12 protein-coding genes are annotated in these 12,986 nt (G+C 43.5%); 6 read left to right on the forward strand and 6 right to left on the reverse strand.

The features are described from left to right. The first annotated feature begins 419 nt into the window (after positions 1-419). The 5 genes from W7W_RS0104935 (at position 420) to W7W_RS0104955 (ending at position 4,550) form a co-directional block, all read left to right on the forward strand. Positions 420-1,145: a ThuA domain-containing protein gene (locus W7W_RS0104935; protein ID WP_010662721.1), complete on the forward strand. Its 726-nt coding sequence runs from the start codon at positions 420-422 to the stop codon at positions 1,143-1,145. Next, a complete protein-coding gene (locus W7W_RS23105; protein ID WP_148660953.1) occupies positions 1,121-1,333 on the forward strand; it encodes a DUF4249 family protein in 213 nt (70 codons plus the stop codon). The genes W7W_RS0104935 and W7W_RS23105 overlap by 25 nt, the downstream gene beginning before the upstream one ends. A 46-nt stretch (positions 1,334-1,379) precedes the next feature. Continuing rightward, positions 1,380-2,042, forward strand: coding sequence for an NAD(P)H-binding protein (locus W7W_RS0104945; RefSeq protein WP_010662723.1), 663 nt, complete (start codon positions 1,380-1,382; stop codon positions 2,040-2,042). Between the two features lie 264 nt (positions 2,043-2,306). Beyond that, positions 2,307-2,417, forward strand: a complete 111-nt coding sequence (locus W7W_RS24040) for a DUF4160 domain-containing protein (RefSeq protein ID WP_148660952.1) — start codon at positions 2,307-2,309, stop codon at positions 2,415-2,417. Between the two features lie 150 nt (positions 2,418-2,567). Then, positions 2,568-4,550, forward strand: coding sequence for a sialate O-acetylesterase (locus W7W_RS0104955; RefSeq protein ID WP_010662724.1), 1,983 nt, complete (start codon positions 2,568-2,570; stop codon positions 4,548-4,550). A 3-nt stretch (positions 4,551-4,553) separates the two neighbouring features. On the opposite strand, the gene W7W_RS0104960 is transcribed toward W7W_RS0104955, so the two are convergent. The 3 genes from W7W_RS0104960 to W7W_RS0104975 all read right to left on the reverse strand — a co-directional run bounded on the left by W7W_RS0104960 (position 4,554) and on the right by W7W_RS0104975 (position 8,735). Continuing rightward, entirely contained in the window at positions 4,554-5,690 is a 1,137-nt protein-coding gene (locus W7W_RS0104960; RefSeq protein WP_010662725.1) for an energy transducer TonB, read from the reverse strand. A 100-nt stretch (positions 5,691-5,790) separates the two neighbouring features. After that, a complete protein-coding gene (locus W7W_RS0104965) occupies positions 5,791-6,897 on the reverse strand; it encodes a formylglycine-generating enzyme family protein (protein WP_025007209.1) in 1,107 nt (368 codons plus the stop codon). Positions 6,898-7,040: 143 nt separating this feature from the next. Further along, positions 7,041-8,735 carry a carboxylesterase family protein gene (locus tag W7W_RS0104975; RefSeq protein WP_010662727.1) on the reverse strand — a complete coding sequence of 565 codons (1,695 nt, stop codon included), beginning with the start codon at positions 8,733-8,735 and terminating at the stop codon, positions 7,041-7,043. A 144-nt stretch (positions 8,736-8,879) separates the two neighbouring features. Between W7W_RS0104975 and W7W_RS0104980 the strand changes: the two genes are divergently transcribed. Then, positions 8,880-9,767 carry an RluA family pseudouridine synthase gene (locus W7W_RS0104980; RefSeq protein ID WP_010662728.1) on the forward strand — a complete coding sequence of 296 codons (888 nt, stop codon included), beginning with the start codon at positions 8,880-8,882 and terminating at the stop codon, positions 9,765-9,767. Positions 9,768-10,265: 498 nt separating this feature from the next. On the opposite strand, the gene W7W_RS0104985 is transcribed toward W7W_RS0104980, so the two are convergent. The 3 genes from W7W_RS0104985 to tsaD all read right to left on the reverse strand — a co-directional run bounded on the left by W7W_RS0104985 (position 10,266) and on the right by tsaD (position 12,635). Next, positions 10,266-11,183: a hypothetical protein gene (locus tag W7W_RS0104985; RefSeq protein WP_010662729.1), complete on the reverse strand. Its 918-nt coding sequence runs from the start codon at positions 11,181-11,183 to the stop codon at positions 10,266-10,268. Continuing rightward, positions 11,183-11,488 carry a PqqD family protein gene (locus W7W_RS0104990; RefSeq protein ID WP_010662730.1) on the reverse strand — a complete coding sequence of 102 codons (306 nt, stop codon included), beginning with the start codon at positions 11,486-11,488 and terminating at the stop codon, positions 11,183-11,185. Before W7W_RS0104990 ends, W7W_RS0104985 begins: the two co-directional genes overlap by 1 nt. Positions 11,489-11,615: 127 nt before the next feature. After that, positions 11,616-12,635, reverse strand: coding sequence for a tRNA (adenosine(37)-N6)-threonylcarbamoyltransferase complex transferase subunit TsaD (gene tsaD, locus W7W_RS0104995; RefSeq protein WP_010662731.1), 1,020 nt, complete (start codon positions 12,633-12,635; stop codon positions 11,616-11,618). Between the last annotated feature and the right edge of the window lie 351 nt (positions 12,636-12,986).

Here is a 12,986-nt window from a genome sequence, read left to right on the forward strand (position 1 = left end):
ATGAATGCCTTAAATATCAAGGAGTTTAATGATTGTATAAATATTTTGTCATGTACTTAGAAAAAAATCATTATCTTTCCAATTAACTAATGATTCCTGTCCAAAATATTTTCCCAGAAGGGATTTCATCCCTTAGACCCGAATTACTTTTTTGTCTTGACACAAAAAAGTAATCAAAAAAAGTCAAGACTTAGCCAGCTTTCGCTCTAAAAACTACGGTTCTTCCATCGAAATCGTCTAAACTCATCTCACTTGCTACGCGCGTGAGATTCAAACAAAGACGATTTTTCGATGAAACAACCTTGTTTTTAGGCTTATCTGCCAAGGTCAGCCCCCATCAAGCCTGTCAATACGTTCAAGATATTTATTTTAGCCGGTAAACCATGAAACAAACATTATATCTAATACTTTTCTTATTTATGATAACAACAACTCAATCACAAAATCAAACTCCTGATCTTAAAATTCTGGTTTTCTCCAAAACTGCCGGATACCGACACGGAGCAATTCCACAAAGTCTTGTAGCTTTGGGCCAACTGGCAGAACAAAACAATTGGAAAATAACTGCAACTGAAGAAGGAGAAATCTTTACTCCCGAAAACTTATCATCTTTCAACCTGGTGATCTTTGTCCACACAACCAAAGACATTTTAGATGCTCAACAACAGGAAGCATTAAAAAACTATGTTGAAAGCGGCGGCGGACTACTCACCCTGCATACCGGAGCAGACACCGAATATGAGTGGGCCTGGTATGTACAAGCCATCGGGGCCTCTTTTGTGGGACATCCGCCATCACAGAAAGGCAAACTCATCATTGAAAATCGCTCCCATCCTGCCACAGCACATTTCCCCGATTCCACATGGGTTGTCACCGATGAATGGTACAGTTTCGACCGCAATCCGCGTGAAGATGTGCATGTACTGATTTCCATTGATGAAGATTCTTATGAAGTGGACGACAACCGCTGGTTTGAAGGAGCACAACAACGAATGGGGGATCACCCGCTGGTATGGTACAAAATGGCAGGCAAAGGAAAAGTATTCCAAACCGCACTTGGCCATGAACCGGAACTATACCACAATCCGTTGTTTTTACAACACCTTAAAGGAGCTATTCTGTGGACAGCCACAGAAGATTTGTAGTAAACAACTATGACGAATCCCTCTTCCGGTTTATGTATTCTCTGGCCCAGCAGGAGGCCGTTGACGGAGATCCCTTTGCAGAAAAAATCCAGATTTACTCCAATGTTGAAAACGGCCTCGGTATTTTTGGTTCAATGACTCCTTCATCGGTTCCTGAAGAGCTGGATACGGAATTTGTAAGGCAATAACAGCAAACAATTGATCAGCCTTCCCTGTTTTATAAACAAAAAACATATGGCACAAAAAACAGCAACCATCATAGGAGCAACCGGACTCATCGGCAGTCACCTATTGCAACAACTTCAGGTATCGGATGCATTCGACACGATAAAAGTAATCGGACGCCGCACGGCAGGTTACAAAAACCCAAAGACAGAAGAGCTGGTTATCGATTTTGAAGATGAAGCTGCTTTCAAAAAAGCGATCAAAGGAAGTGATGCGGTTTTCTGTGCAGTAGGAACAACCAATAAAAAAGTCAACGGCAACAAAACCGCCTACCGCAAAGTGGACTTCGATATCCCTGTAAATGCCGCCCGTTTTACCGCAGAAACAGGATGCAATATATTTGCTATCATCTCTGCCGTTGGGGCCGACAGCAACAGTAAGAATTTCTACACGCGACTCAAAGGAGAGATGGAAGAAGCTGTTCAGCAACAAAACATTTCCACCCTGCTAATTTTCCGCCCTTCACTGCTGCTGGGGAAAAGAAACGAAACCAGAATTGCAGAATCACTCGGAAAATGGATTATGAAACCGCTCTCATTTCTGATTCCAGCCCGCATGAAACCAATTGAAGCAGAAGATATAGCAAAAGCGATGATACATGCCGCCAACTCGGATCTAAAGGGAAATCATATATTTCATTATCCGGAGATTAAAACTATGCAAAGAATATAGCCTGTTTTATTCATAAATAATCTATTCCAATGCTCAACTATCGGCGAAATACAAGTATCCTCGTCAAATTTGATTTGAACATAGTTCACTATTTCCTGCTTCAAATTGGTCTGCGGTTTCTTGTATTTCTTGATATTTGAACATTTCATTACGAAGATTCATGAATAAATCAGGATAGACATAGAATAAACCTGCAAAACAGGTCGCCATTACTTGAAATTATTGTCTAATAAGACAACCTGAACATGCCTAATATAAAAGTAATTGCCTCAATTAAAACAGATAGATACTCAAGGGCACTCCCCTCCTCATTTTCATGTGACGTATGCAGAATATGAAGAACTAATTGAAATAAAATCATTGAGGCTGGTTTAGGAAAAAATCTTCGACTTATCATTGAATAAAACATTATTCTCTCGTTGGATCACAAAAAATTTCTTCATTTCCCTTATCTTTGGCACACCACGGACCACTTATTGATCTCCCCTGAGCAAACTTTTTAATTCATTTTAAGCTCAAACAGAGATGACAAAACATCAGCATTCCCTTTTCCTGAAAAGTCAAACTACATTGATTTTCAGGCTCACAGTTATGGTTGCATTTTTCCTGGCAGCTGCAACTTCTTTTGCTCAGGTAGCACTCCCGAAAGTATTCAGCGATCACATGGTTTTGCAACGAAATACTCACATCCCTGTTTGGGGAAAAGGCAAACCGGGAACACAAATCACCGTCGTGCTTGCTAACAATAAAACCTCGGCATTTGCAGGAAAGGACGGAAAATGGATGATCCACCTTCCTCAACTAAAAGCCGGCGGCCCTTACCGTCTTGAAATTTTTGAAGGTAATAATACCAACCCTGTTATCACATTCGATGACGTGCTGATTGGTGATATATATCTGGCATCAGGACAATCGAATATGGAGTGGCAGGTACAACAGGCCATGAATGCAGAAGAGGAAATTTCAAATGCCCAATTTCCCAACATCCGAATGTTCAAAGTGGAACACAACAAAACCATTTCACCCCAGGACGACATCAAAGGCGGACAATGGCAGAGATGCGATTCAACGAGTGTCAAGGATTTCTCGGCGATAAGTTACTATTTTGCCAGAGAACTTCACAAGGAGTTTGACATACCCATCGGAATTCTTCAGTCAACCTGGGGCGGTACGCCTGTAGAAGCCTGGACCGGCTCTGAAATGCTTCTTTCATCGAACATTACACGAAGCAAAGTACAGAACAATGACACCATCACTCCACAACATTTTGTAAAAGACAGCCTGGATCTGATCCGGTTCTGGGAAATTGTTTACAACCCTCAAAATCAAAGCGATCAAATTTATCCAAACCCTGATTTTGATGACTCGCAATGGACTGAGATACAAATGCCCCAAACCCTGAAAAACATGGACTTTTCAAGCTATGAAGGAATGGTTTGGCTACGTAAAAAAGTCAACATTCCCAAGGCTATGAAGGGACCCAATCTGACCATCAACCTGGGACATCCTGAATTAAACTACACCCTCTACTTTAACGGTAAAGAAATCTGCAAAACCATATGGAATGCAGAACCCGAGCATATCTATTCCATCCCCGACTCACTCATTGAGGCCGGATCCAACAACCTGACAGTACGCATGGCTTTTCTATGGGGTGGTGGCGGATTCAATCCTCCTGCCAAAGAGATGTACATTACCAATGGAGAGAAAAAAATCAGCATTACAGGCACCTGGAAATATCAAAAAGATCTGGAACCTGAAATCCCTTTCATAAATAACTACCATCAATATCCCTCATTCCTCCACAACGCAATGATTGCTCCGGTCGTTCCTTATGGCCTCAAAGGTTTTATCTGGTATCAGGGCGAAAACAATGTGGACGAAGCCTATGATTACAGGACACTTTTCCCGATACTTATCAATGACTGGCGAATTCGATGGCAACAAGGGTATTTACCATTTATGTACGTTCAGCTGGCAAATTACATGAAGCGGGAAACTGTTCCTTCAGAAAGCAACTGGGCTTTACTGAGGGAATCTCAATCCGAAACACTCAAACTCCCCAACACCGGGATGGCCTGTATCATTGACATTGGTGATGCCAACAATATTCATCCACTCAACAAGCAAGAAGTTGGACGACGGCTTTCGCTGATTGCCGGAAAATTGGTTTATAGCCAAAAAGTTCAGGCGTCCGGGCCGATGTTCAAAAACTTTGAGGTGGATAACAAACAAATCAGAATCCGGTTTTCAGAAGTGGGTTCCGGGTTGTCCATAAGGGATGGAGAAGTATTAAAAGGCTTTGCCATTGCAGAAAAAGACCAGAAATTCCATTGGGCAAAAGCCACCCTTAAAGGCAACGAAGTAATCGTGTCTGCTGATGAAGTAAGAAAACCGATAGCCGTCCGCTATGGCTGGGCCAACAATCCCGAATGCAACCTAATCAATAAAGAAGGTTTGCCCGCGGTTCCGTTCCGAACTGACAACTGGAATGCTGCTGAAAAGTAATTTCTATTTCACAAACACCAAAGGAAGATAGACTGTGGATTTTTCAGGCCTCCCGCTTCCCGATTTGGCCGGAATCCAGGCAGGCATCTTCCTGACAACTTTTAAAGCCATCTCATTCAGCAAAGGTGTCAAACCTTTCTGCACCTTTGCTTTTCTAACCTTTCCTGATGGTTTGACCACAAAGCTGACCATAATTATTCCCTGCGGAGTGGCAGTTTCCGGTAACTTAACCTGGGATTTCAGGAAGGCATCCAGCGCTGAGATTCCCTGAGGGAAGGACGCACGTGCCTCATACCCAAAGGGGGAAGAATTAAAACTTCCTTCTCCACAGCACTCTTCTACTGAAAGCCTTTCCCTGGTCAATTGCTGTCTGAAATTACTTTTACAATAACTCCGTGTATGGACAGCTTTTAAATCCCCCATCTGAAAGACACGTTTCCCTTCTAAAAGACCGTTCCCGTCATAAAAATACTCCTCACGCGATACCGGACCTTTTAGTCCTGCAGAAACAATTCGTTCAGAAAGCAACAAATTGTTTCGATACCGAAAAACAGTGCTGCTCATCGTAAACCCTCTGGCCTGTTTAAGAATGATTCTTTCCGTCAATTTATTGTCAGAATAATAGAAAATCTGAAAAAAAGAGAGCTTGCCTGTATGATTAAACTGGCGCGTTTTAAAAAGATTCCCTTTTTTATTGTAAATGTAAACCGTTCTTCCATCTACCGAACCATCATCAGCAAACTCAACCCGTTCAGTCAGTTTCCCCGTAACATCATAATAAAATCCTTCACGCCACACCACCTTTCCTTCGGCATTGTAATGGATTCGCTGAATCAGCCTGTCTGATTCATCAAAAGCATTGACAGAATATTTCTCCGGTTGTCGAAAACGATTGAACTCCACTGATTTCGTGATCTCCCCACGGGAGTTTAAAAAAACAGCGGTGAAATGACTGGCGTCTCCCTTTTCCTTGCTTGATACTCCGGAATACTGATACTCAATATACCCGGACACTCCTGAGCCCTGAAGATCTTCAATTTTGCCATCCGGAACAGGGTCAAAAAATTGAACCAACGATTGTGCATTGACTGAACAAAGAACTATAAGAAACAGAGAACAGAAGGTAAGAAATGATTTCATAGTAAAAATTATATATTTTCCTCATTGATTCCAATTTACAGAAAATCAATCCGGAAAATCCACTCTTTTTACACCAACAGCTCTTCTGTTTTGGTTAACATTAAAAATCTTTCACACACCTGAATCCCAGATGCATCATCCCGCTGTCCGGAGTGGACTTCATTCTGGCAGAAGCTCTGTAACCGGCACAATAGGAATCATTACACAGAAAAGAGCCTCCACGGATGCTTTTTTTGGCCACTCCCGGCTCCATAGGATCCAAAGAAACTGATGGTCCCTGTGGATTGTCAGCAATTCCCTTTCGGCCAAGAACTTCATAATATGCTGTATGATACCAATCTGCAGTCCACTCCCACACATTCCCTGCCATATCATACAATCCATAACCATTAGAAGAAAACGATGCAACAGGAGAGGATGATATAAAGCCATCATCCCCCTTGTTGGAGTAAGGAAAATTTCCCTGCCAGAAGTTAGCTTTCTCCTCAGTTATCAGTTCATTCCCCCAGGGATAAACAAAGTTGTTATGCCCCCCACGTGCAGCATATTCCCATTCGGCTTCCGTTGGCAGTCGTTTTCCAGCCCATCTTGCATAAGCCTGCGCATCATACCACGAAATATGAACCACCGGGTAATTGTCCTTGCCCTCAATGGTGCTTCCGGGACCCAGAGGGTGCTTCCAGTCAGCTCCCGGCACCCACCCCCACCAACTCTGATGATTATTCAGAGACACTCTGGTCTCCGGAGAATGGAAAACAAGAGACGCCGGCAACAGTACAGAATCCGGGGGTTTTGGTGTCCCCGGCGGAAGTTGTTTCTTTAGTTCTTTCCAGTCAGGAGCTTTTTCTGCCGTCGTAACATAACCTGTTGACGCAACAAATTCACGGAATTGAGCATTGGTTACAGGATGCTTGTCCATCAAAAAACTATCAACTTTCACTTTATGAACGGGGAATTCATCTGGCTTCGAAAATTGTTTCTCCCGGGCGCCCATATCAAAAACACCTCCGGGAATCAGCACCATTTTTTCAATTTGTAAAGAGTCTTTACCCACCAAAAGATCATTCTTATCATTGTCTAAACCAGAAAACCGGTCCGTAAGATTAGCAGGCATGCACTGGTCAGCGCTTTTCTTTTGGAAGTTTGAGGTACAGGAAACAAATATTAAGACAAGTGTGACCAAAAAGAAGAAAGAAATTATTCTCATCACGGATGCTATTTATATTATTTCTTAAAAGAACGTAACACCCGACAATGGCAATTAGTTGACCCGGAAAAACAACAAAGGTGAATATTCCTGATATGCAGAAACATTCACCTTTGCAAATTCTTTTCAAAAACCTGATTTTATCAATCTTCTACCGCAACCCCGTAAGATTTCAAATCCTCAATAACTTCCGGTGTCAACTGCCAGTTCTCATCAAAAACGCCTTCCACCAGAACCTTGTGGTTGCTTTTCTCGAACAATATAAAATCCTTCATCCCTTTTAATGCCTGGGCTCCCTGGGCACCTCCAAAACGACTGCCGGTCTGAGGCATTTGTCCCTGCTCTTCGGGAACAAAAGTCCAGAAAGGTAACCCTGAACTTACTACCACCAGGTTTCCATTGTGTGGAAAACAATAGGCAAGCCCCAGGCTGTCCTGCGAACTCTCCAGATGCAAGGGTATTACATCTTCCAAATCGGCAATTACACTATTGGATTCGCGGGTTCCGAATAATACCAGATTGGAATTCAGCAGGTCATCACGTGTTACCTGCCGATCGGCAATTACACGGGGATTCACAGTGCTGTTCTGCTCAAAATACCCACCAAAAGAAACAGAGAAGTCAGCAGCCTGTTTGGCTGTTTCTTTTCGCTCATTCACTTCTTCCATTCCTGATGCCCCTTTGGTTCCATAGACATAAACATGACGACCGGTCACCACTTCATACATGGGGCCCTCAAGACCTTTTTTCTTGCCAACCACCGGAGCATGGTAACGCCCGGTCTGCCACCGTCCGTCTTTTTTGGTAAAGGAATGATTATACTTCGGCAAACTGGAAATGGTTTGCCCATCAATCTCCACGGATAGTTTTTCTGATGCTTCAAACTGTGGGTGCCCCTTCAGTTGAAGTGAAAAAGCCTCAAGATTATCAGTTTTAATGCTGACCTCATTTTTCGCGGTAAACTGAGCATCAATACGGGCGAGCATCCCGGGTGTAAGCTTATCCATTTTCACCCAGTAAGCTCCCGGCCGCTTATACCAACGAGTAGCATAACGAACCCTTGGCGGGAACGGATTTCGCTCAATTCCATCAAACCATTTAAAAAGCTGGCCATCTGCATACGCATTGGCCCACGAGTCATGCTGAACACCTGGATATTCGTGATATTCAACCATTGTACCCATATTCTGCAACTCTTCCACAATTTGTCTGGTTCCCTCTGGTCTCACCACCGGATCTGCACCGCCCTGATGAATGGCAACAGGTATATTCAGTCCATTCTCGGTAAGATCGAAATACTCCTGAGGTGGAGCGGGACAAACAGGAGCAATGGCTGCAAACAAATCAGGATAGGCCATTCCCAAAAATAAGGTTCCTCCCCCTCCCATAGACAAGCCTGTCAGGTAAATACGGTCCCGATCTATCTTGAAATCTTTCCGGCACTTTTCGATGATTTGCAACACATCGTCTTCAGGAATACCCACATATCCCATTGTTCCACGGGCATAAGGAGCCACCACAATGTATTCCACATCCTCCCACCCGGGAAAATAGCGCGATGCTTCGGCATCATTTTCTCCCGGCAGATTGGTTTTTCCAAAAACTCTTTTCAATGCCAAACGGTGATTAGACATGGCACCGTGCAACATCACCACCAGTGGATATTCTTTCTGTCCATCAAAATTATCCGGCAGATACAGTGCATATGGCTGCTCCGAGTCGTCAATTTCGGAATAAAATGTTTCAACCTGTGGGCCAGGCTGGTAATATTGGGCAGATAAGAAAAGTGTTGTTCCCAACACCATTAGCAGAAACAGGAATGGTTTTTTAAAATTCATATTGTTTGTTTTTAGTTGTGTGTGATAGCATGACTGTCTGTCTCCCAAAAATAACGAAAGTATTTCATTAAAAAGGAGTGTTATCCAGTATTTTCAGGCATTCCCTTTCTTTTTCGTAAATTTGAGTTTTAATAAAATAGACTAATGCAAAGCGAAAAACATATTGTTACCTCAGAAACCAGGTCCATTCGGTTGAGCGATTACGGCCCCGGAATTTTCCCCGGCCTCTCCACCAAATCAGCTTTCAAAAAAGCCATAAAAAAGGGAGAGATCCTGGTTGACGGACAGTCGGGCACAACAGGACACATAGTCAGACCCGGGGAGGAAATTACCTGGAATCCTCTGGAGCAAAAGCCCGTGAAACTATATCACATTGACCTGGAGATCATTTATGAAGATGAGTACATGGCGGTTGTAAACAAACCGGCGGGTGTGGTCGTTAGCGGAAATCAATTCAGGACACTGGAAAATGCACTCCCCCTGCACCTGAGACCATCCTCCCAAACTGATGCTTTGGCTGCTCCCAAAGCCATCCACAGACTCGATGCCCCCACCAGCGGACTCATCATTATTGCAAAAACTGCCGCAGCACGGGTAAAACTCTCCCAACTAATGGAGAAAAAAGAGATCGAAAAAACCTACCAGGCGGTTGTCATTGGAGAAACACAAGAAGCATGGAGTTCGGAAACACCGGTGGATGAAAAAACTGCTTCCACCCTTTTCAGAAAAATCATGGATATTCCTTCCCTGCGAAGCGGAACACTTACGTTGGTCGAGGCACAGCCATTAACCGGACGGACGCATCAAATCAGAAAACATCTTTCGGAAGCCGGCACCCCCATTCTCGGAGATAAATTGTATGGCACCGAAGGTTTAATTATGAAAGGCAAAGGATTGTTTCTTTGTGCAACACGGATAGCGTTTCTCCACCCATTTTCCGACGAGAAAATGCTTATTGAGATTGAGCCTCCGCATAAATTTAAGCATTTCATGCAGGGAGAAAAACGGAGGTGGGAGAAGTATAAGAGTTGAGTGTTTCGGGTTTTGGGTTTTGGGTTTCGGCAAAGCCGAAAATCAACCTCTACCAAGCCCCTCAACACCCTGCAACGGCCCGTCATTGCGAACGTAGTGAAGCAATCTCAAGTTATTAACCGGACACCAATGAAAAATATTGTTGATTTTTTGGTCGTCAGGAGACGACGGGATAGAAACCCCTCGTGCGGAAACGAGGGGTAGAGATAAATTCCCCCCCCTCATTGATCATTAATAATCATACATTGAGAAACTGTCTCCTCTTCCGGGCTAATCCAACTTCTGCCTTCTGCCTTCCAAACCTCATACTATTCTCTACTAACTAGTACCTGTCCATAAAGTAGCAATTGCGTCGTTACGCTTGCCGTCAAAATACTCATTTACTCAAGTAAACTCCGTTTTTGGCGACTTCGCAAGCCTTGCAACTGGCACTTTCTGAACAGACACATAGCCACTAAAACACTTTTATCGACTTTATAGACGGGCACTAAATATTGCCTATTCACGATCCACAATCCCCCGTATTATTTCCGCAACCTCTTTAGTGGGTCTAAACCCACAATCATAAATGGACACCTGAGAAGCAATGTCCAGTATGCGGTCAAGATGCCGGCCGGTCATCTCTTTATCGTAAAAATGCTGAATACCGTTGGCCATAAAGCGCATGGCGGCATTGATACCGGCAAGTTTGGATACTTCATTGTCTGGCGATTGGCGGATAAGAAATATTTCATTAAGTGGCGCCATCAGAGGTTTCTGTGCGTAATAAGGCATCGGAGTATTAAACATATACCACCTGTCACCGATCTTTCGCAACCACAACCGGTCGTCATTGATAACGGTGGCCCCATCGCTTTTCCAGATACCTGCCATGGTACTTTTGCCTGTGCCGGAGACGGCGGTAAAGAGACGACCTACACCCTTCTCCAAAACCCCCGATGCATGCACCAGCACATCGTCCTGATAATGCGCCAGAACGACCATCAGTACAGAGCCAAAAGGTTGGAAGAGCGGATCAATGGAAATTTCCTGAACACCATTCCCGGGCACAAGAGCGGCTGAGATCCTGTTTTGGGAAAAATCAATAACACCGAATACCTCCTCTAATTGTAAATCATCATCGAAGTCAATATGAATCCCTACCTGATGATCCTTTCGCAAAATTGTCCATGTATAGGGAATTTCAGCGCCGGGAAAGGATTCACCGGAAAGAGCCCTGGAAAATCCGGATGTATCAACCGATTCTGCTGTTGAATATGAAACATGAAATGATTGATTTCCTTCTGTTAGTGAATCATTAAACAAAGAACTTCCCAGGGGCACCAGTTTTACATCAGCTGAAGCACAGGAAAAATGCAGCTTCAATCCCGGTAGAAATGTTACAATTCCTTCAGTATTTTTTGATTCTTTTCTCATCAGGGTTGAATAATCTCAATCACATTTTTTTGAGTAGCTTCAGCTATAAACGCTTCTACATCTTCTATCAGAGTGGACTCATCCACATCATAAAGGTCCAACATCTGACGAATCAATTCTTTTTTAGTCAGGGGTGTTTCAAGAAGCCTCAAAATATCTGCACCAACTTCATTGAGTGTAAGCACACTGGTCATATCTGCCACCTTATCGGTAAGCGGCACCATAACCATCTCATTGCCCATCTGTCGGGTCACAAAATCAGCTCCGTTTACCCTATACTCTATTTCTTGTTGCACTGCACTCATTGGGTCCAGTTTTGTAATATAAAAGTTACGTAGAATCAACACACTCTCTCAACCTTAGCCTTAGCCTCATTCTTAGCCTCATTCTTAGCCTCAGCCTCAGCCTCAGCCTCATTCTCAGCCTCTCACCTCAAATCCCCATCCTGGCATACGGAGCCACCTCCTGCCCCACAAACTCCTGTTTACGGAACTTAAAAAGCCCGGTAATGGCAATCATGGCAGCATTATCGGTGGTGTAAGAGAATTCCGGAATATAAATGTTCCAGCCATACTTCTCACGGCCATCCACAAAAGCCTGACGTAATCCTGAATTGGCAGAGACTCCTCCAGCAAGCGCAATTTCTTTGATTCCGGTCTTTTTGGAAGCCGAAATAAGTTTATCCATCAGAATATCTACAATGGTTTTTTGCAGAGAGGCGCACAAGTCAGTTTTATTGTTATCTATAAAATCAGGATCTTCCTTGATGTGGTCACGTAAAAAATAGAGAAATGAAGTTTTTAAACCGCTAAAGCTGTAATCAAAATTAGCAATGCGTGGTTTGGAAAACTGAAACGCATCCGGATTGCCCTCTTTGGCAAACTGATCAATCAGCGGACCTCCGGGATAGGGAAGTCCCATCACCTTGGCACACTTATCAAATGCCTCTCCGGCAGCATCGTCAATTGTTTGTCCGATGATTTCCATCTCCAGATAATCTTTCACCAACATAATCTGACTGTTCCCCCCCGATACCAGGAGACATAAAAAAGGAAATTCAGGCACCTCATGCTTCTGGTCTTTTTCCTGAATAAAATGAGCCAGCACATGCGCCTGCAAATGATTCACCTCGATCAACGGTATTTTCCGGGCCAGGGCAAACCCTTTGGCAAAACTGGTTCCAACAAGCAACGACCCCATCAGTCCGGGTCCACGGGTAAATGCGACGGCAGAAATATCCTCAGGAGTAATTTTAGCATCTTTCATGGCTTTATGCACCACCGGAATGATATTTTGCTGATGAGCACGTGAAGCCAGTTCCGGAACTACACCGCCGTACTCCTCATGCACCTTCTGGCCGGCAATAACATTTGAAAGAATGATATCTCCCTGTATAATGGCTGCAGAGGTATCATCGCAGGAAGATTCTATGCCTAGTATGATGGGTTTCATGCTGTTCTCTTTTCGTTTCGGGCGGTAAAGATAATGAATCGTTCATGATTTCTCCCTAAACTGATTAATTGACTGCTTCAATCTTGCTTTTTAATTAGTGTTTGTCTATAAAGTCCAACTTCTGCGTTGTTGCTCAAAATCTAAATCCTCAAATACATTAGTATTCTGCGGTTTAGATTTTTCACACGCCTTGAATTTGAACTTTCTATCTCAAACACATGAAAAACGCTTAGTTTATGGACAGACTCTAATTAGTGTCTGTCCATACAGTGCCATTTGCGTCGTTACGCTTGCCGCCAAAATCCTCATTTACCCAAGTAAACTCCGTTTTTGGCGGCTTCTCAAGCCTTG

This window comes from Marinilabilia salmonicolor JCM 21150, from assembly GCF_000259075.1.
Taxonomy (GTDB): Bacteria; Bacteroidota; Bacteroidia; order Bacteroidales; family Marinilabiliaceae; genus Marinilabilia; species Marinilabilia salmonicolor.